Origin of the sequence: Streptosporangium sp. NPDC002721, from assembly GCF_042888905.1 — a bacterium.
GTDB lineage: Bacteria > Actinomycetota > Actinomycetes > Streptosporangiales > Streptosporangiaceae > Streptosporangium.
Map to the genome: position 1 here is coordinate 290,195 of NZ_JBIAQI010000005.1, position 19,017 is coordinate 309,211.

19 protein-coding genes are annotated in these 19,017 nt (G+C 72.0%); 7 read left to right on the top strand and 12 right to left on the bottom strand.

Annotated features, from left to right (window positions below):
- Positions 1-90 precede the first annotated feature (90 nt).
- Together ACFYWM_RS08940 and ACFYWM_RS08945 are read left to right on the top strand one after the other, a co-directional pair.
- The gene (locus ACFYWM_RS08940) at positions 91-783 is read left to right on the top strand and encodes a M15 family metallopeptidase (protein ID WP_389910905.1); all 693 of its coding nucleotides are present in this window, start codon (positions 91-93) and stop codon (positions 781-783) included.
- Between the two features lie 304 nt (positions 784-1,087).
- On the top strand, positions 1,088-1,792 hold the full coding sequence (locus ACFYWM_RS08945; protein ID WP_389910908.1) for a L,D-transpeptidase: 705 nt from the start codon (positions 1,088-1,090) through the stop codon (positions 1,790-1,792).
- A gap of 15 nt (positions 1,793-1,807) precedes the next feature.
- On the opposite strand, the gene ACFYWM_RS08950 is transcribed toward ACFYWM_RS08945, so the two are convergent.
- From ACFYWM_RS08950 to ACFYWM_RS08960, 3 genes are all read right to left on the bottom strand, one after another.
- A complete protein-coding gene (locus tag ACFYWM_RS08950) occupies positions 1,808-2,452 on the bottom strand; it encodes a response regulator (RefSeq protein ID WP_389910910.1) in 645 nt (214 codons plus the stop codon).
- A complete protein-coding gene (locus ACFYWM_RS08955) occupies positions 2,443-3,615 on the bottom strand; it encodes a sensor histidine kinase (RefSeq protein ID WP_389910913.1) in 1,173 nt (390 codons plus the stop codon). The genes ACFYWM_RS08950 and ACFYWM_RS08955 overlap by 10 nt, the downstream gene beginning before the upstream one ends.
- 169 nt (positions 3,616-3,784) lie before the next feature.
- Positions 3,785-4,546, bottom strand: coding sequence for a MerR family transcriptional regulator (locus tag ACFYWM_RS08960; protein WP_389910917.1), 762 nt, complete (start codon positions 4,544-4,546; stop codon positions 3,785-3,787).
- 63 nt (positions 4,547-4,609) lie between these two features.
- Here ACFYWM_RS08960 and ACFYWM_RS08965 point away from each other — a divergent pair, with 63 nt between their 5' ends.
- A complete protein-coding gene (locus tag ACFYWM_RS08965) occupies positions 4,610-5,086 on the top strand; it encodes a DUF6194 family protein (protein WP_389910920.1) in 477 nt (158 codons plus the stop codon).
- An 88-nt stretch (positions 5,087-5,174) separates the two neighbouring features.
- On the opposite strand, the gene ACFYWM_RS08970 is transcribed toward ACFYWM_RS08965, so the two are convergent.
- From ACFYWM_RS08970 to ACFYWM_RS08980, 3 genes are all read right to left on the bottom strand, one after another.
- Complete coding sequence (locus tag ACFYWM_RS08970) at positions 5,175-5,735, bottom strand: TetR/AcrR family transcriptional regulator (protein ID WP_389910923.1); 561 nt, start codon at positions 5,733-5,735, stop codon at positions 5,175-5,177.
- A gap of 97 nt (positions 5,736-5,832) precedes the next feature.
- Complete coding sequence (locus tag ACFYWM_RS08975) at positions 5,833-7,218, bottom strand: FAD-binding protein (protein WP_389910926.1); 1,386 nt, start codon at positions 7,216-7,218, stop codon at positions 5,833-5,835.
- Positions 7,219-7,486: 268 nt separating this feature from the next.
- Positions 7,487-7,939 carry a MarR family winged helix-turn-helix transcriptional regulator gene (locus ACFYWM_RS08980; RefSeq protein WP_389910929.1) on the bottom strand — a complete coding sequence of 151 codons (453 nt, stop codon included), beginning with the start codon at positions 7,937-7,939 and terminating at the stop codon, positions 7,487-7,489.
- A gap of 62 nt (positions 7,940-8,001) precedes the next feature.
- Here ACFYWM_RS08980 and ACFYWM_RS08985 point away from each other — a divergent pair, with 62 nt between their 5' ends.
- Both ACFYWM_RS08985 and ACFYWM_RS08990 read left to right on the top strand, forming a co-directional pair.
- Entirely contained in the window at positions 8,002-8,289 is a 288-nt protein-coding gene (locus ACFYWM_RS08985; protein WP_389910932.1) for an antibiotic biosynthesis monooxygenase family protein, read from the top strand.
- A complete protein-coding gene (locus ACFYWM_RS08990; protein WP_389910935.1) occupies positions 8,286-9,122 on the top strand; it encodes an NAD(P)H-binding protein in 837 nt (278 codons plus the stop codon). The genes ACFYWM_RS08985 and ACFYWM_RS08990 overlap by 4 nt, the downstream gene beginning before the upstream one ends.
- Before the next feature lie 246 nt (positions 9,123-9,368).
- Here ACFYWM_RS08990 and ACFYWM_RS08995 read toward each other — a convergent pair whose 3' ends face one another.
- From ACFYWM_RS08995 to ACFYWM_RS09005, 3 genes are all read right to left on the bottom strand, one after another.
- A complete protein-coding gene (locus ACFYWM_RS08995; RefSeq protein WP_389910938.1) occupies positions 9,369-10,004 on the bottom strand; it encodes a DedA family protein in 636 nt (211 codons plus the stop codon).
- Positions 10,005-10,371: 367 nt separating this feature from the next.
- Positions 10,372-11,001, bottom strand: coding sequence for a YigZ family protein (locus tag ACFYWM_RS09000; RefSeq protein WP_389910941.1), 630 nt, complete (start codon positions 10,999-11,001; stop codon positions 10,372-10,374).
- Positions 11,002-11,044: 43 nt separating this feature from the next.
- Entirely contained in the window at positions 11,045-12,925 is a 1,881-nt protein-coding gene (locus ACFYWM_RS09005; protein WP_389910943.1) for a sigma-70 family RNA polymerase sigma factor, read from the bottom strand.
- A gap of 565 nt (positions 12,926-13,490) precedes the next feature.
- Between ACFYWM_RS09005 and ACFYWM_RS09010 the strand changes: the two genes are divergently transcribed.
- Together ACFYWM_RS09010 and ACFYWM_RS09015 are read left to right on the top strand one after the other, a co-directional pair.
- On the top strand, positions 13,491-14,090 hold the full coding sequence (locus ACFYWM_RS09010) for a DUF305 domain-containing protein (RefSeq protein ID WP_389910946.1): 600 nt from the start codon (positions 13,491-13,493) through the stop codon (positions 14,088-14,090).
- Positions 14,087-15,652, top strand: a complete 1,566-nt coding sequence (locus ACFYWM_RS09015; RefSeq protein ID WP_389910949.1) for a ferric reductase-like transmembrane domain-containing protein — start codon at positions 14,087-14,089, stop codon at positions 15,650-15,652. Before ACFYWM_RS09010 ends, ACFYWM_RS09015 begins: the two co-directional genes overlap by 4 nt.
- 72 nt (positions 15,653-15,724) lie before the next feature.
- Here ACFYWM_RS09015 and ACFYWM_RS09020 read toward each other — a convergent pair whose 3' ends face one another.
- From ACFYWM_RS09020 to ACFYWM_RS09030, 3 genes are all read right to left on the bottom strand, one after another.
- Positions 15,725-16,555, bottom strand: coding sequence for an ATP-binding cassette domain-containing protein (locus tag ACFYWM_RS09020; protein ID WP_389911128.1), 831 nt, complete (start codon positions 16,553-16,555; stop codon positions 15,725-15,727).
- A gap of 155 nt (positions 16,556-16,710) precedes the next feature.
- Positions 16,711-17,739, bottom strand: coding sequence for an ABC transporter permease (locus ACFYWM_RS09025; protein WP_389910952.1), 1,029 nt, complete (start codon positions 17,737-17,739; stop codon positions 16,711-16,713).
- Complete coding sequence (locus ACFYWM_RS09030) at positions 17,736-18,731, bottom strand: sugar ABC transporter substrate-binding protein (RefSeq protein ID WP_389910955.1); 996 nt, start codon at positions 18,729-18,731, stop codon at positions 17,736-17,738. The genes ACFYWM_RS09025 and ACFYWM_RS09030 overlap by 4 nt, the downstream gene beginning before the upstream one ends.
- Between the last annotated feature and the right edge of the window lie 286 nt (positions 18,732-19,017).

Genomic DNA, 19,017 nt, shown 5'->3' on the forward strand with positions numbered 1-19,017 from the left:
CACGTACTCCCGTTACCGCCCGGTTCCCGGCATCTCGTCAGGGCGGGGTAGCGATGAGAGCAGGCAGACGGAGGGTCCTAGTCTGGGGAGATGGCATTCATTCAACGCCACACGTCGGCTGCGGCGGCACTCACCCTGCTCTGCGTGACGGGCATCGCCGCGGTGACGGTCGCGGCGTCCCCGCCGGTGACCCCTTCCCCGGGCACGCCACAGGCGTTCACCGCCACGGTGACGCCGGTCTCCCCGGGCCAGCTCCGCCATTCCTGGCGTCGGGGATGCCCGGTGGGACCCGACGACCTCAGGATGATCAGCATGACCCACTGGGGCTTCGACGGCAGGCCCCATACGGGAAAGATGGTGATCAACAAATCGGTGGCCGGCCAGGTCGTCTCGGTCTTCAGGGAGCTGTACGGTCAGCGCTTTCCCATCCGGCGGATGCAGCCGGTGGAAGCCTACAAGGGCAGCGACGACGCCTCCATGGCGGCGGACAACACCTCGGGCTTCAACTGCCGGCGCGTCGGGACCAGCGGCAGCTGGTCGCAACACGCCTACGGCCTGGCGATCGATGTCAACACCCGGGAGAACCCCTACATCCATCCCTATCCGGGCGGCACCGTCGATCCCCCGAACGCGAAGGGCTACGTCCGGCGCCCCCTGGACCGGCCAGGGGTCATCAACCCCGGTGACGACGTGGTTCGCGCGTTCAGGAAGATCGGCTGGAGCTGGGGCGGATCATGGTCGACCTCGAAGGACTACCAGCACTTCTCCCAGAACGGAAAGTGACGCCTTCGCGCCGAGATCTCCCGGCGCCGTGCCATAGCGGAAGCCGGCTGAGATCTCCCGGCGCCGTGCCCACGGCGGAAGCCACCGGCGGCCGTTTCAGCGGCACGGGACCGCCGGCCGGTGAGCCCCGGCCGGGCACGAACCGGGGCCGGCGTCACCGCGCGACACGGCAAAAAACACGCCGCGGCCATGCGCACGACGCGGCCGAGAACGTCCGGCGCGAGCGGCGCATCCAACATGATCAAGGCTCTGACCTGGCCATCAGCCACACCGAGCACGCCTCCGACCTGGTTAACCTGCACGTATGGACAACGTTGACCGGAGATCGCCCGCGGACCTGAGAACGGCCTCCCTCGTGAGCGCCGCCCTGCTCGCACTCGTCATGGCTCTCAGCGGGTCCTTCGGTGCCCGTGCCGCCTCCGCCTCCACCGCCCTGCCACCCCCCTCGCCGGGACGGCAGCTCATCACCGTGACGGCCGACGCCTACGAGAAGAGCACCGCCACGCTGGTGGCCTACACCGCGAAGAACGGCCGCTGGGTGAAGACGTACGGGCCATGGACGGCGAACGTCGGCGAGAGTGGCATCGCCCCGCCGGGCCAGAAGCGGGAGGGCGACGGGCGCACCCCGTCCGGTACGTACGGGTTCGACTTCATGTTCGGGGCCAAGCCCGATCCCGGTGTGAAGTTCCCCTACCGCCAGGCGCTCTCCCACGACAAATGGAACGACGATTCCGCCAGTCCCCTCTACAACACCTGGGTGGACGCCCGCCACGCCGATCCGGGGGTCACTCCCGAGGACATGATGAACCCCCCGGCCTACGACTACGGCGCCGTGATCGCCTACAACACCGAGAAGCGCACACCCCACCTGGGTAGCGCGATCTTCCTCCACGTCAGCAACGGCGGGCCCACCAGTGGCTGCGTCAGCCTGCCGGTCGACAAACTGCTGCGGGTGCTGCGCTGGATGGATCCGAAGCACTCCCCGCAAATAGACATCAGGGTCGCCTGAGACCGGACCCCGGGCTCAGGAGCCGAGGTAGCGCAGTACCGCCAGGACCCGGCGGCTGTAGCCGGTGACGTGCAGCAGGCCGAGCTTGTCGAAGATGGCGTTGACGTGTTTCTCGACGGCGCTCTGGGAGACGTGCAGCCGCTCGGCGGTGGAGGCGTTGGTGAGGCCCTGGGCCATGTGGTCGAGGACCTCGCGCTCGCGGGGGGTGAGGCGGCTCAGCGGGTCGGCGTGGGTGGTCCTGGCCAGGAGCTGGCGTACCACCTCGGGGTCGAAGGCCGCTCCCCCGGCGCCGACGCGGTCGAGCGCGTCGAGGAAGTCGGCGACCTGGGCCACCCGGTCCTTGAGCAGGTAGCCCACCCCGTCCACGTCGCCGGTCATCAGCTCGGTGGCGTAGCGCTTCTCGACGTACTGCGACAGGACCAGCACGCGCGTGCCCGGGTGGCGGCGCCGGATCTCCAGCACCGCCCGCAGCCCCTCGTCGGTGTGGGTCGGCGGCATCCGCACGTCGGCGACCACGACGTCGGGCCGGTGCTCGGCGACCGCGGCGACGAGCGCCTCGCCGTCGCCGACCGCGGCCGGGACCTCGTGGCCCTCCTCCAGCAGCAGCCGGACCAGCCCCTCGCGCAGCAGGGTCGAGTCCTCGGCGAGGATCACGCGCACGGGAGCTCCGCGGTGATCGTGGTGGGCCCGCCGGGCGGGCTGTCGACGCCGAAGCGGCCGTCCAGCGCGGCCACCCTCCTGGCCAGGCCCGACAGGCCCCCGCCCGCCGCGCTCGCCCCGCCCACACCGTCGTCCCGTACGCACACGACGACCATTGTGCCGCGTTCGCGGACCTCGACGGTGATCGCGGTGGCGTGGGCGTGCTTGGCCGCGTTGGTCACCGCCTCGCTGACCACGAAGTACGACGCCGTCTCCACCGCCGTCGGCGGCCGTCCGGACAGCTCGCAGACGACCTTGACCGGGACGCCGGAGCGCTCGGCCACCCCGGCCAGCGCGTTGGCGAGCCCGAGGGAGTCCAGTCCCGACGGGTAGACCCGCCAGGCCACCTCGCGAAGCTCGGCCAGCGCCTGCTGCGCCTCCTCGTGCGCCTGCGCGAGCAGTTCGGAGCGTCCCCTGCGCGCCCGCCCGACCAGCATCGACAGCGCCACCAGCCGCTGCTGCAGCCCGTCGTGCAGGTCCCGCTCGATCCTGCGCCGCTCGGAGTCGACGGCCGCCAGCGCGCCCGCGCGGCTCTCGGCCAGCTCGGCGATGCGGCGCCGCAGCGCCTCGGTGGGGTCGGGCCCGAGCATGCGCACGGCCAGCCGCCGCTCCAGCGCGTGCACTCCCACCAGGCCCGACAGGTCCAGGAACAGCAGGACGACGCCCACCAGGAGAAGGTAGGCGAACAGCGGCAGGCTCGGCGCCATGCCGTCGAACGGCAGGCCCCTCCCCCAGGACCAGGCGATGACGGCGGCCGTCCCGGCACCGAGGACGAGCAGGAGGACCACCAGGCCGCCGAGCACGCCCACCGGCACCCTGGCCGCCAGGTAGCGCGACTCCCACCCGTCCGGGCGACCCGCGTCGAGGTGGAGGGCGGCGGGATCGAGACGCAGGCGGCGGGCCTCGAGGATCGCGAGCCGCCGGGCCGCCCTCCGCACGGCCGGACGACGGGCGAACGGCAGCGTGAGCAGCAGGAACACGGCTCCGAGCAGGGCGGTGACCGCCCCGAGGACCACCGCGCGCAGCAGCCGCAGCCCCTCGGCGACGGGACGCGCGCCGCCCTCACCGCCCGGCCGGCTCGGCGCCCCGGGGCCTTCCATCAGTCCGGTCAGACCATCCGACATGCTCCAGAGGCTACAAACGACCGGGACCTGAGCGGAATGCGGCACATGGCCGCTTCGGGGCTGCGGAAAACCACACCCTCCCGGAAAACCACATCCCGCCTGGAAGCCGGGAAGGCGGGAAGCCGGGAAGGCGGGAAGCCGGGAAGGCGGGAAGCCGGGAAGCCGGGACTCAGGCCCGTAGCGCCCGTACGTCCACGGCGGCCTCCCGGGAAGCCCCCGTCGCCGGCGCGATCAACGCGCTGAGCGCGGCGGCCCCGTCGAGGAGGGCTCTGGACCGGTCGGCGACGCTCTCGTCGCGGGCGGCCAGCGCGGCCGTCACCTCCTCCCAGCGGCGGGTGCGCCGCAGCTCGGGCATGAGGGCCCTGAGCGGGGCGACGCGGTAGCCGGCCAGGCGCAGCTGCTGGACGATCCGCGCGTCGCGGACGTCGTCCGGGAAGTATCGTCGCGGCCCTCCCGGCGCGGCCCGCCGGGGCACGACGAGACCTTCCGCGTCCCAGTGCCGCAACGTCGAGGGGCGCACGCCGAGCGCGACGGCGAGCTCGGAGACGCTCATCACGTCCGAGGGCCGCACGTCGCCGATCGACTCCCCGGAGATCGTCGCGGCGGCCTCCCGGGCGAGCCCGAGCTCCCGCCGCTCCGCGTCGAGCCGGGCGTGCGCCGCGTCGAGCAGGGCGAGCAGGTCGGAGGCGGGGTACGCGTGCGCCGCACGCATGATCCTCCTGGCCTCGACCGGTCCCGCGCCGGCCGCGAGAGCCCGGTAGGCCAGCACGGAACGCAGATGCGCCTCGCCGTAGATCCGGTATCCGGTGCCGGTGCGCGCCACCGGGGGCAGCACGCCGTCGCGCTCCAGATTGCGCACCTGCTGGACGGAGCACCCGGCGTGCCGCGCGACGTCGACCGTCCGCAGATTTCCTGACTTGAGACTTCGCACCCGCCCACCTCGGAGTTTGGGCGGCAAAGCCTCCACAACCACCTGAATGACACGCTACAACACATGAGTATCGACGAGATCACCGAATTCCTCGCCGGCCTCGACGGGGTCCTGCTCCTGCGGCCGGTACGCGGCGACGGTTCGCCGGAGATCAGCTGGGGCGACTCGTTCTTCTACTACGCGCCCGACGGCGAGGTCCCGAAGACGACCCAGCCCTTCGCGACGATCGTGACGAAGGACTACCCGGATGACGAGCGCTCACGTCTCGACCGTCCGGACACCTTCCGCCTGAACCTCTTCGCGGGGAAGGACGCCTTCGTCACCTGGACGGGGCGGCAGCCGCGCGACGAGGCCGTCGGCGAGGCCGACCCGAGCGCGGCCGACTCCGTGATCGCGCACCCCGTCTACGGCACGCTGGGCTGGCTCGCCGTGGTGAACCCGGGGCCGCGGACGGAACCGGCGGTCCGGGAGCTGCTTCGCACGGCCCACGACCTGGCCCGCTCACGTCACCTGCGGCGCGCCGGGTCGGCCTCGCCCTGATCCCCAGGGGGGCGGCCGTAGCGGTTCGTCAGGCGTACGCGGAGAATCTCCTCCCCGCCGCAGGCGGCCGAGACCCGCGCGGAACTCCTCACCGGTGAGCCGCGGGGCTCGCGCCGTGGAGGCCCAGCATCAGGCGGAGCTGGGCCAGCAGCACGCCACGGAGGTCGGCGGGAGCCGGTGAGGAATGGCGCAGGGCCCGGAAGACGGTGGCCCCGATCAGGGCGGAGATCAGGAGGTCCGTCACGTCGTCGGGCTCATGCGCGAGGGTGAACTCACCCTGCGCACCGCCTTCCCGCACGGCGGCCAGAAAGGGCGCCCGATAGCGCTGTTGCACTTCCGTGCTGTACGCGTTGAGTTCGTCGTCCCGCATGGCGGACCGCCAGAACTCGACGAGCATCCGCCGCGTGCGGTCGGAGTTGTTCAGGCTCCGATCGATCATGGCGACCAGTCGCTCCCATGGATCACCTTCGGCGACGGCCACCGCCTCCAGGGCCGCCACCTCCCGGTCGACGGAAAGCCCCATGGCCTCGATGACCATGTCCTCACGCGAACCGAAGTAATTCTGCAGCGTGCTGATCGCGACACCACTGGCGGCCGACACGTCGGCGAAGCGGGTGTTCTCATAGCCGCGTTCGGCGAGCACGTTCATCACCGCGTCCAGGACGAGAGTTCTTTTCTCCCCGCCCGCACGCCTTTTCCGGTTCGCTATAGGCATGGCCGTACCATACTTTCATGCCTGGCGAGGTTCAAACCTCGAGGGGCGGGATGTTGTGGTTGTGGCGGAACACGTTGCGCGGGTCGTAGGTGGTCTTCGCCGCCCGCAGCCGCTCGTAGGTCGGCTCGTCGTACGCCAGGCGCACGCTCTCGACGGAGGCGTCGGCCGGCGAGAGGTAGACGGGGTGCTTGCGGCCGCCTCCGGACGCGCTGAGCCTGTCGATCAGTTCCAGGCCCACGTTCTCGTGACCGTCGGCGTCGCCGGGCGCGACCGCCGTCAGTGTGAACGCGGCGAAGGCGGCGTCGCGCCGTCCCACCGCGTTGGCCCGCTCCGGGGCCTTCGCGAACGCGCCGCCGAGGTGGGTCAGGTTGACCATGGTGATGCGCGTGCCGGAATCCGGTCCGGCGACCTCCAGGATCGCTTCCACGGCTGCCGGGGGCAACGTGTCGAGCACGGTGAAATGCTCCACGGCGGCGCCCGGTTCGGCCGGGTCGTTGGTGATGGTGGCGATGTCCTCGACAGGCATCGTGGTCACGGTGTCGACGAGCACCGGCGCGGCCGCCCGCAACGGGGCGACCAGGGCCTCACCGTCGCGCGCCGGGCCCACGTAGGAGATCCGTATGGTGACGGTGAGCTTCCCGCGCATGAACTCGGGGACGAACGGCAGGTCGGGCGCGCGCAGGAAGACGATCGACGAGGTCACCTCGTCGGGCGCCGTGGCGGTGAACCGCTGGTAGGCCCCCAGCACGGCGCTCGCGCTCTCCCCCGGGAACTGCAGCGCTCCGGCGTACAGCTCCGTGACCGGGAACAGGCTGAACTCCATCGCGGTGACGACGCCGAAGTTGCCCCTCCCGCCGCGCAGGGCGAAGAACAGCTCCGGGTCGGAGTCCGGGGTGACGTGGCGGAGCAGGCCGTCCGCGGTCACGACGTCGATCGCCAGGACGTGGTCGGCCGCGTAGCCGAAGGCCCGTCCCAGCGCGACGCTCACCCCGCCGCCGAGCGTGTAGCCGACGACCCCGACCTGCGGCGAGGAACCGGCGAGGGGCGCGAGCCCGGCCTTGGCGGCCTCCCGCACCACCTGGCCCCAGCGGACGCCGGCCCCGACCCGGGCGGTCCTCGCCTCGCCGTCGATGCTCACCTCCGTCATGCGACGCGTGGTGATCATGACGGCGTCTCCGGGGACGGACACGGAGGGGCCGTGCCCGGTGTTGAGGACCGCGACGGGGAGGTCGCGCTCCGCGGCGAAGTTCACCGCCGCCTGGACGTCCGCGACGCCGGTGGCGCCGATGATCACGTGGGGACGATGGGTGACGGCCATGTTGAACACCGACGCCTCGTCGGCGAAACCGTCGTCCTCGGGGAAGAGGACGGGCCCTTTGACGGACGAGAGCAGCGGGGAGCTTGAACGGAGGGGCATGGGAATGTCTTCCTGATCTTGTTGTGCGCAGCCGGTGCGAGCCGGGTGCCGATGACCGCGGGCGCGCCGGAGGCGCTCGCCTGGCGCCCGGCGGATGTGTGGGGACTGCCCGGTGTGCGATCCGCGGCCCCTGCCGGCCGCCCGCGTTCCGGTTCGAGCCGACCGTCACGCGGTCGGCATGGAGTTACGGTACCATGATACCGATTTGTGCACATCCGGGAGCCCCGCCACGGTCCGGGCACCGCCCGTCGCTCCACGGGGGCGGCGGTCACCTCGTCCCGGTCTGCCGCTCGGCGACCAGCCGGAAGACCCGCTTGAACTCCGCGTACGCCTCCTCGCCGACCGCCCGCGCGTGCTCGGCCTCCATCTCGACGAGGATGGCGTCCGACCTCACCATGTGGTCGAGGCCCAGTTCGGTGGGCACGACGAGCTTGGCCCTGCGGTCGGCAGGGTCCGGACGCCGCTCCACGTACCCGAGCGCCACCAGCTCGTCCACCAGGTTGCCGATCACCTGCTTGTGCTGGCCCGACTGCATGGCCAGGTCGGAGGCCCGGCTGCCCTCCACGTCCAGGTAGGCCAGCACGGCCCCGTGCCGCGGCCTGACCCGCGCGTGCCCCATCTCCGACAACCGGGAGAACAGCTCCTTCTGCAGGCCGAACAGCGTCCGGCTGGACAGGATCCCCAGGTCGGGCAGCTCCCGCTTGCGCTCGCTCCTCAACACCGCACGCCTCCCATTTAGTCACTGATTTTGACTATCAATATTTTTGACCATATCGTCGCGGTGTGACGACGACAGTGGAAATCACCAGGTTCCGCGTCTCCCCGGAGCACGCGACGGACCTCCTGGCCGCCCGCGGCGGGATGGTCGCGGACTTCCAGGCCGACCGGGAAGGATTCCTGGGCGCCAGGCTCGTCCAGCTGCCCGGCGGCGAATGGCTGGACATCGTGGAGTGGCGCTCGCCGGCCGACTTCGCGGCCTCCCGCGCCAAGGGCGGCAACCTGCCGGGAATCCAGGCCTTCTTCGCCCTGATCGACGAACTCGTCTCCATGGAGGAGGGGACATCACGATGACCATCCTGATCACCGGTGCCAACGGCACCGTCTCCACAGAGGTGCTGCGCTCGCTGCGGGGCACGGCGGACCTTCGGGTGCTGGTACGCGACAGGGCCAAGGCCCCGTCAGGCGTCGAGGTGGCGGTCGGCGACCTCCACCACCCGGACACGCTGGACCAGGCCTTCGCGGGCGTGGACACGGTGTGGCTGCTGACCGCGATGGGACCGGACTCCACGCACGCCAGCGGCAACGCGCTCGCGGCGGCGAAGAGGGCGGGCGTGCGGCACGTCGTCCGCATGTCGGCCATCGGCGCGGGGCACGACGCCCCGACCCGCAACGGCCGGCTGCACGTCCTGTCGGACATCGAGCTCGCGGCCTCGGGCCTCGGCTGGACCGTCATCCGCCCGGCGTACTTCATGCAGAACATTCTCGGCTCGGTCGACGGCGACACCTTCCACGGCGCTCCCGGAGAGGGCCGGGTCGGCATGATCGACGTGCGGGACATCGCCGACTTCGCCGCCGTCGTGCTCCGTGACCCCGCACGCCACCACGGGGAGACCTACACGCTCACCGGACCAAAGTCGATCAGGCTGCGGGACATGACGGACACCCTGTCGGAGGTGTACGGCAGGCCGCTCACCTACCGGCCGATGGACCCGGACGACGCCTACCCCGTGCTGCTGAAGGCCGGGATGAAGGAGTGGGACGCGGAGGTCACCCAGGAGTACATGAGGGCCTACGACGCGGGCTGGGGCGACTACACCACGCCCACGTACACCGCCGTGACGGGCCGCCCGGGCCGGACGTTCGCCCGGTTCGCCCGCGACTACGCCGACCGGATCGGCGGCTGAGGCGTCGACCGGCGAGGCCGCACCGCCGCACCGGTCCTCCCGGCCCCACCGGCCCGCCCCGTCTCCGGGCGCCGGCGGCCATGTCGCGAACGCGGGAGGACCCGCCGGGAAACGCGGGAGCACGGCGGGCCCACGGGTGCCGGTACGCGACAGGGCCCGCCGGGAGAGCGAAGGGGAACGGCCCGGACGAGAGACCCGGGCACGGACCCCACCGGCACCCGGCGGGCCCTGACGGCGCCTCCACGACTACGCGTGGTGCTTGCCCTTGCGCCGGTCGGACAGCCTGACCACGATGAAGACCACCACGGCGAGGGCCACGACGACCAGCACCGCCTTCGACACCACGCCCATGTATCTCTCAACCAGGTCCCACTGCTCACCGAGCAGGAACCCCGCCATCACGAAGGCCGTGTTCCAGATGAGGCTGCCCAGGGTGGTGAGGAGCGTGAAGACCATGATCGGCATGCGCTCGACCCCCGCGGGGATCGAGATGAGGCTGCGGAAGATGGGGATCATCCGCCCGAAGAAGACGGTCTTCCTGCCGTGCCTGGCGAACCAGGCCTCGGTCTTCTCGATGTCGGAGACGCTGACCAGCGGCAGTTTGGAGGCGACGAACACCACGCGCTCCCGGCCCAGCAGGGCGCCGACCGCGTACAGCGCCAGCGCGCCGACCACCGATCCGATGGTCGTCCAGAGCACGGCGTCGAACAGCCCCATGTTCCCCTTGCTCGCGGTGAACCCGGCCAGCGGCAGGATTACCTCGCTGGGCAGGGGCGGGAACAGGTTCTCGAGTGCGATCGCCAGCCCCGCCCCGGGCGCACCCAGGGTTTCCATAAGGTTGATCGCCCATCCGGCGATCCCGTCGACATTCGGTGAACTCATAGGGACAAGGCTACGGAGGGCTGCGTACGGTGTGGATGCGGAACGCTCCCCGCCTCGCCTGGCGAGCGCCGCAGGGCGTGGCTGCGGAAAACCGCAGCCACCCGCCGCGCGGCCGTGACGGCCGGACGTTTTCCGATGTTCCCGCACGTCAGGAGGGCATCTGGCGGTCAGGGCGAGGGCGGCGGGAGCGTGGAGAGGACCCGTCGCGGCCCGGGGGCGAGTGTCCATGACCGCCGATCGGGACCGCCGTCCCGCGACGAGTGTGACCCATCCCACATTTTTCGTTCCCGGGGGCAGGGCTTGCCCGAGACCTTCCCGGGGAAAGGCCTCCGGCTTCCCCCCGAAGCCGGCGCGGACCGGGCGCGGGTCAGGCTCCCCTGAGGTGGACAGCCTCGCCCGGCTCGATCCCGGCCTGTCCCGCGGTCAGCGTGGCGACCCAGCCGGGGAAGCCGGGCAGGTCCCGGTCGCGCACCGCGACGCGGAAGCCGACCTCCTCGCCGTAGACGACCTCCCTGACCTCGTACGGCGAGGCGCGCAGGTCGTTCTCCAGCCGCCCGGCCCTGACGTGGTCCACGGTCACGGTCATGATCCTGGCGGGGACCATCTCGACCAGCGGCGTGAGGTCCAGCGTCTTGCCGACCGAGGAGCCGTACGCGCGGACCAGGCCCCCGGCGCCGAGCTTCACCCCGCCGAAGTAGCGGGTGACCACCGCCACCGCGTCGGCGACGCCCCGGCGCAGCAGGGTCTCCAGCATCGGGGTCCCGGCGGTGCCGCCGGGCTCGCCGTCGTCGTCGGCCCGCTGGACCAGGCGGTCGCCGCCGATCACGTACGCCGAGCAGTTGTGGGTGGCGTCGCCGTACAGCCGCCTGCGCGTGGCGACGAACTCCCGCGCCGCCTCCTCGGAGGAGGCCGGGCCGACCGCGCACAGGAACCGGGAGCGCCTGATCTCGATCTCGTGTTCCATGGTGTCCTGCGGAGTCAGGTACGGGTCGGGCACCCAGCAAGGCTATCCACCCGCCGGCCGCCCCGGGACGGCACGGTCAGCGGGCCGCCTGGAAGGCGCGGCCCGCGCGGGTGACGGTCCCGTCGTGGCGGAACAGCCCGCTGTTGGGCTCGGTCTGCGAGGACGGCAGGCCGAACCAGGCGTAGCGCCGCACGTACGGCAGGGTGGCCAGCATCCTGGTGGAGGCGGTGACGAACGCGGCCTGCTGGGCGTCGCTGGCGTATCGGGTGCCGTTGGAGAAGTCGATCAGGGCGTACTCGGTGAGCCAGATCGGCTTGCGGTAGCGCTTGTACACGTTCTGGACGTACGACTTGAGCTGGCTCACCGCGGGCTGGGTGCGGAAGTCGGCCCCGTACCAGTGCAGCGCGATGAAGTCGACGCGGTAGTCCCGTTCCTTCGCCCCGGTCATGAAGCGGTCCAGCCAGCCGCCCGGGGTGTCGGCGCCGAACGCGACGGAGGGGCTGCTGAGCACGCGGCCCGCGGACATGAGTTTCGGCCAGTGCGTCAGCGCCTCCTCCACGCTCATGTTGGCCTGCTGGGGCAGGTCGGGCTCGTTGAAGGCGAGCAGGTAGGGCCCGGCGCTCCTGGCCTGGGCGAGGTTCTCCGGGGTGACGCTGCCCGAGCCCCAGATCATCGGGACGAACCCGTCCGCCCTGGGGCCGGTGACGCCCTCGCGACGCGTGGACCAGGTGTAGTACCAGCTCGCGCCGGACTTCGCGAAGGCGCTGCTGAGACCGGGCATCTTCCACACGCCCACCCCCTTCCTGGGGGAGCTCACGACGGAGGCGGGGGGCGGCGTCGTCCTCGTCCGGGTCGGCGTGGGGGTGGGGGTGGCCTTCTTGCGGCTGGGGGTGGGGGACGGGGACCGGGACGGCTCGGGCGTGGCGCTCGCCGACGGCGTCCGTACCGGTGCGGGCTCGGCCGTCCGCGTGGGCACGGCCAGCGGCGGGGCGGGCTCGGGGGCGGGAGCGGGGGCCGTGAGCTGACCGAAGATCAGCACGCCCGTGACGACGACGGCCGCCGCGCCGCCGATCGTGACCGGGGCGGGGGGCAGCGAGGCCAGCAGGCCCGGCCGCGTCGTCTCCAGGGCGTGGGCACCGTGGGAGGCGCCCCAGGAGGTGGCGTGCGCCACCGCCTCGACGGCGGGGGGAACGGCGTGCAGGTGGTGCAGGGCGAAGCCGATCGGCAGCGGCAGCAGCGGCAGCCCGCTGAGCAGGCGGTCGATGGGCAGCATGCCCGCCGTGCGCCCCTGGCAGACGGCGCAGTCGCGGATGTGCCGGGCGAAGCGCTTGCGCCACAGCGGGCTGGGGACGCCGTTCCAGTTCGCGGTGAGGGCGCTCAGCTCGGCGCAGCCGGAGCCGGAGCGCAACGCCCGCACGATGGCGCGTCCCGTCTGGACCTGCTCCTTCATCCGCTGGACGCGTACGGCGGCGTGGCGTCCCGACAGGCCGAGGGCTCCGGCGAGGTCGGAGCGGTCGAGCTCGCCGGTCTCCTCCAGCCACCACAGGGCGAGCAGCGCCTGGTCGTCGCCGTCCAGCCAGCGGGTGGCCTCGGCGACCTCGCGGCGCTGGTCGGTGAGCCCGAGCCGCAGGATGGTCACGGCGGCGAAGTCGGAGGCGGGGTCGGGCACCTCCTCGGCGCTGTCGAGGTCGGCCCTGCGGTGCTGGGTGGTCCTGCGGTCCTGCTCGTGGTCACGCACCTGGCGGACGGCGATGGCCACCAGCCAGGACCGGTACGCCTGCGGGTCCCGCAGGTCGGGCAGGGCGCGGACGACCCGCAGGAAGGTCTCCTGGACCACGTCGTCGACGTCTGTGTGACCGTTCAGCGCCCGGCCGACGATGTTGTAGACGAGCGGGAGGGAGTCGGCCACCAGGGCGTCCAGCGCCCGCTGGTCCCCGTCACGCGCGGCGGTCACCATCGCCGTATCGGGTCCGCCCCTACCGGTTCCGAGCATCGCACTCCGCTTCCTGTCGTCGTCCACGGTCCGTCGCCCCCGGTCCGTCTTCCCCCGGGCCGCACCATGCGCCGGGCAGGGACGATTCTCTCCATAACTCCACATAGCGGAAGACCAACGAGCCCCCTCCACGGAGACCGGCGGCAGGTCAGATCGACAACGAAAATTTTCTCGGCTCTTTTTCCGGGTTTCTGTTGTCGCCCGTTCCCCCGCCCGTCTCCTGTGCAGGAGCAGAACACGCCCGGCGCCGGGCGTACGGCGAAGGAGGCTCGCGACGATGGCATCGGGAACGCGCGCGGTGACACCGTTACAGGACTATATGTCCTGTTCAACGGGGTTCCGCCGTGCACGGCGACGGTGTTCGCGCTCCCGCCCCCGTATCCCGCCCGATCGCCGGGTGGGCGCCGGCGACGCCCTTTGAGACGGCAGGTGACCGCCTTCGGGCGGAAGCGTACCGTCTGACCTGAACGGGGCGAGGCCCGGCATACCGGGCCTCGCCTCACCACGGAACGGCGAGCGGAGGAACGGCATGAAGGCGTCCACGATCGGGGCTTCGGTACTCGTCGTGCTCACCGTCCTGCTGGTCTCGCGATGTGTCGCGGCCGAGCCCCAGACCCATTCGGCCGCGAACCACCCGCCGTCGCGAAGCGCTCCCGCCGCGCTCCCCACACCGACCGGAAGCGCGTCGGGCTCCTTCAACAGGACCGACATCGCGTGGCTGCAACTGATGATCCCGATGACCGAGCAGGCGGTACGCCTGCTGGAACTGGCCCCCGGCAAGACCTCGAACCCGGAGATAACGCGATTCGCCACGGAGAACGTCGCCGATCGCCGTACGACGCTCCGGAAGCTGCGCGACCTGCTGCGGCGGTCCGGGGTGCCGGAGAGCAACGAGCACGAGGGGCATGACATACCGGGCATGGTGATTCCCGACGACTTCGCGGCCCTGGAGCGGGCCGACGGCGCCGCGTTCGACAAGCTCTTCACCAAGGACGCGCGCGAGTACCTCACGCAGTCCGTCCTGGTCGCGAAGAGCGAGCAGAAGGCGGGCGCCGACCAGGAGACCAAGGCGTTCGCCGTCGCCCTGGAGAGAACCCACGGCGACCAGCTCACCCGGCTGGAGCCGTGAGAGGCGCCGCCCCCGCCCCCGACTCCGGCACGCATCCGCGCCCCGGCACGCCCCCGCACTCCGGTACGCACCCCGGCGCGCACCCGAGCTCCGGCCCGCCCCCTCAGCCCGGCACGCATCCCGGCGCGCACCCGAGCTCCGGCCCGCCCCCGCACTCCGGTACGCGCGCACACACCCGCTCCGACACGCGTGCACGTTCCGGCACGGGCACGCGCACGCGGCGGCGCAGGGTCCCGGTCCGCCCGCCCGCGCGCCGGGCGCGGCCGTCCCTCGTCCTCGCCCTGATCTACGCCGGAACCGTCGCGGCGACCGCGACGTGCTGGGCGGACCTGGCCTCGGTCTCCGGGTTCACCGACGCGCTGGCCTGGGCGGGCAGGCTCACCGGCCTGCTCGCGGGCTACGCCTGCGCGGTCCTGCTGGGGCTGATGGCCCGCGTTCCCGCGCTGGACCGCGGGGTGGGGACCGACCGGCTGGCCCGCTGGCACGCGGCGGGCGGCCGCGCCACCGTCGTCCTGTCGGTGGCCCACATGCTGTTCGCCGTCGCGGCCCACGTGGGAAGGTCCGGCGCGGGCGTGCCGGAGGCGGTCGCGGGACTGATCCTGGACGGCCCGGCCATGATGGAGGCGCTGGTCGCCCTCCTGGTGCTGATCGGCGTCGCGGTCATCTCGGTGCGCGAGGTGCGGCGCCGGATGGGGTACGAGACCTGGCATTATCTGCACTTCGTCACCTACGGGGCCGTCTTCCTCGGGTTCGGCCACCAGCTCACCGGGCCGGACTTCGCCGGCGACGCCGTGATGAGCGTGTTCTGGTACGCGCTGTACGTGTCCGTCGCCGTCCTGCTGGTCTGGTACCGCTTCCTCACCCCCGTCCACCGCGCCCTGCGCCACGACCTCCGGGTCGCCGAGGTCCGCCGGGAGTCGTCCGCCGTGGTGTCGGTCTACCTGACCGGCGAGCACCTGAACGAGCTGGGCGCCGAACCCGGCCAGTTCTTCCGGTGGCGGTTCCTGGCCCCCGGCATGTGGTGGACGGCCAACCCCTACTCGCTGTCGGCGCCCGCCAACGCCCGCTTCCTGCGGATCACCGTCAAGGGCGTCGGCGACCACAGCCGCGCGCTGGCCGGACTGCGGCCCGGCACCCGCGTGTGGGCCGAGGGTCCCTACGGGGCCCTCACCGCCGCGCGGCGCCGCAGGCCCCAGGTGCTGCTGGTGGGCGGCGGCGTGGGCATCAGCCCGCTGCGCGCGCTCTTCGAGACGCTGCCCGGCGAGGTGACGCTGGTCTACATGGCGCGCCGCGACGAGGAGCTGATCCTCCGCCACGAGCTGGACGCCATCGCCGCCGCGCGCGGCGCCACGATCCACTACACCGTGGACGAGCTGACCGGGTCGTCCGGCAAGCGGAACGTGCCGCTGACCGGGCGTGCCCTGCGGACGCTGATCCCCGGCCTGGCCGTCCACGACGTCTACCTGTGCGGTCCCGCCGGGATGACGGTCGCGGCACGCCACGCCCTGCGCCGCGCGGGCGTCCCCGGCCGCCGCATCCACGTGGAGTCCTTCGACTTCTGAGCGGCCCGGCCGGTTCTGAACGGCTCGTCCGGCTCACGGGGGTGGCGGTGTTCTTCATCCGGTACGCCCGGTTCACTGGGGTGGCGGCGGCGCCTGTCCGGCCGGAGGGCCGCCCCGGCTCAGCTCGTGGGCGAGCTGCTCCAGCTCGGCGCCCCCCGCCATCAGGGAGGTGAGCTCCTCGGGGGTGATGTCCGCCTTGGCGTACTCGCCGAGGCTCGCCCCCCGGTTCAGCAGCAGGAAGCGGTCGCCGATCGGGTGGGCGTGGTGCGGGTTGTGGGTGATGAAGACGACCCCCAGGCCCCGGTCGCGTGCCTGGGCGATGTAGCGCAGGACGACACCGGCCTGCTTGACGCCCAGGGCGGAGGTGGGCTCGTCCAGGATGAGGACGCGGGCGCCGAAGTGGACCGCGCGGGCGATGGCCACGGACTGGCGCTCGCCGCCGGACAGGGTGCCGACGGGCTGGTCGACGTCGCGGATGTCGATGCCCATGGAGCGCAACTCCTCGCGGACCGTCCGCTTCGCGCCCGCCACGTCGAAGCGGCGCAGCGGCCCGCGCCCGAGCACCGGCTCGGAGCCGAGGAAGAAGTTCCGCCACACCGACATCAGCGGGATCATCGCCAGGTCCTGGTAGACGGTGGCGATGCCCCTGTCGAGGGCGTCACGGGGGCTGGCGAAGGCGGCCGGGGCGCCGTCCACCAGGTACGAGCCGGAGTCGGGGGCGTGCATGCCCGAGAGGATCTTGATCAGCGTGGACTTGCCCGCGCCGTTGTCGCCGAGGACGCAGCTCACCTCCCCCGCGCGCACCCGCATGGAGACGTCGCGCAGCGCGATCACGCCGCCGAACGTCTTGCCCACGTCGCGAACCTCCAGCAGGGGCGGGACGTCCGTCCCGCCCCCCGCCACCGTCCCGCCCTCCGCCACCGCTTCCTCGCGGCCCTTCACGGTCTCGTCCCCGGTCACCGCCTCGCGACCCGTCCCGGCCTTGTCTCCGGTCACGGCGTCACGGCCCGTTGCGGTCTCGTCCCCGGTCTCGTCTCCCGTCACCGCTTCACCTCCTCTCACCGCTTCACCTCCTCCGCGTACCGCCGGACGAACCGGTTGGCGAGCGTGGCCAGCAGCAGCATCGCGCCGAGGAAGAACGTGAACCAGTCGGCGTCCCAACCGGCGAAGACGATGCCCTTGTCCGCCATGCCGAAGATCACCGCGCCGACGGAGGCGCCGATCGCGGAGCCGTAGCCGCCGGTCAGCAGGCAGCCCCCGATGACCGCCGCGATGATGTAGACGAACTCCTGGCCGACGCCGGAGCCCGCCTGCACCGAGGTGAAGCGCAGCGCCATGATCGAGCCGACCAGCCAGGCGGCGACGGCGGTGGTCATGAAAAGCGCGATCTTCGTTCGTTCGGCGGGAACCCCGACCGCGCGGGCGGCCCGCTCGTCGCCGCCGACCGCGAAGATCCAGTTTCCGGCCCTGGTCCTGGTGAGCACCCAGGTGGCCAGCGCGGTGACGGCGAGCCACCACAGGATCGCCACCCGGAAGTCGGTCCCGCCGACCGGGATCGTCCCGGCCAGCACCGCCCTCACCTCCTCGTACCCCTCGGCCCTGCGCAGGCCGCCGACCTGCACGGTCCCGGTGAGGGCCTTGGTGACGCCCAGGTTGACGCCCTGGAGCATCAGGAACGTGGCGAGGGTGACGATGAAGCTGGGCAACCCGGTGCGGACCACGACCAGCCCGTTGAGGAAGCCGACGAGTAGCGCCACGGCCAGGGCCGCGAGCATGGCGCCCCACACCGGCAGGTCGTAGCGGGTGGCGAGGATCACCGTCACCAGGCCGACGGTGCCGGTGAGCACCCCGGCCGACAGGTCGAACTCGCCGCCGATCATCAGCAGCGCGATCGCCACCGCCATGATCCCGAGGGTGGAGGCCGGGTCCAGCCAGTTGGCCACGCCCTCGACCGAGCGGAAGACCTCCGACTGGCCCGCGAAGAACGCGAAGACCACGAGGGCGCCGACGACGGCGCCGAGTTCCGGCCTGATCAGCAGCCTGCGGGCGACCCCGGTCCCGGCCAGCCGCTCGTCCGCCACCGTCACCGGGTTCCGCTCTCGGCCAGCTGCGCCACCTTCGCGGCGTTGTCCTTGGTGACGAAGCCGGGGCCGGTGTTGACCGGGAGCCCCCCTCCGACGGTGTTCAGGTTCTCCTTGTGGAGGGTGAGGAACGTGATCGGCAGCCAGCCCTGCAGGTACTGCTGCTGGTCGACCGCGAACAGGATCTCGCCGTCCTCGATGGCGGCGACCACGTCGGCCGACAGGTCGAAGGTGCCCAGTCTCGCCTTCGAGCCGCCGTCGGCGATGGCGTCGCGGGCGGCGACGGCCACCGAGGGGTTCAGGGTGAGCACGCCGTCGAGCGAGGTGTCCGACTGGAGCCTCGCCTTGATCTTGGAGGTGGCGTCGGCGAGGTTGCTCACGTCCACCTGGAGCCGTTCGACGGTGCCGCCCAGCCCCTGGGTCGCGCCGTTGCAGCGCTGGTCGAGACCGACGTTCCCGGCCTCGTGGATCACGCAGAGCAGCTTGGTGACCCCCTCGGCCTTGAGCTTCTCCCCCGCGCCCCGGCCCGCCACGTCCTCCGACTGGCCGACGTGGGTGACCGCGCCGAACTCCCGGGAGACGTCGCCGCCGGAGTTGATGGTGATCACCGGGATCCCGGCGGTCACGGCCTTGCCGACGGACTCCTTCAGGGCGTCCGGGTTGGCCATGGAGACCACCAGGCCGTCGACCTTCTGGCTGACGGCCTGGTCGATGAGCTGGGACTGCCTGGCCGGGTCGCCGTCGCCCTGGTAGGTCACGGTGACGCCGTAGCGTTTCCCTGCCGCCTCGGCGCCGTTCTTGACCACGTCCCAGAAGGCGTCCCCCGCGCTCGCGTGGGTGACGACGGCGAAGGTGCCGCCACCGGCCGCCGGGGCGGGGCCGCTCGCCGCGGGGGCGGGCTCTCCCGAGGACTGCCCCCCGGCCTGTCCCGCCGAACAGCCGGTCAGTGCGGAAAGGCCCAGCACGGCCACCGCGACCAGCCCTGTCGTCCACTTCATCGGTACCTCCGCGCGTCGCCTCGCCGGATCTCCCTCGCCCCTGGTTTGTAACCAACGCATTACCTACATGTCAATGATTTGTCGTGACATTAAGACTTATGCAATCGCGGTAACGTTCCACACCCGCCCGGGTCCGCCTTCGCACCATGACATTCGCGTACGCCGTCATCGGGACTTTCACCGATCGTCGGCGCGCCGCGACGATACGGCCCGCCGCCACATCGGCGCCGCCCACCCGGGCGTTCTCGGCGCGGCGCGAAAAGACGCGCACGACCGGGCACGTCAC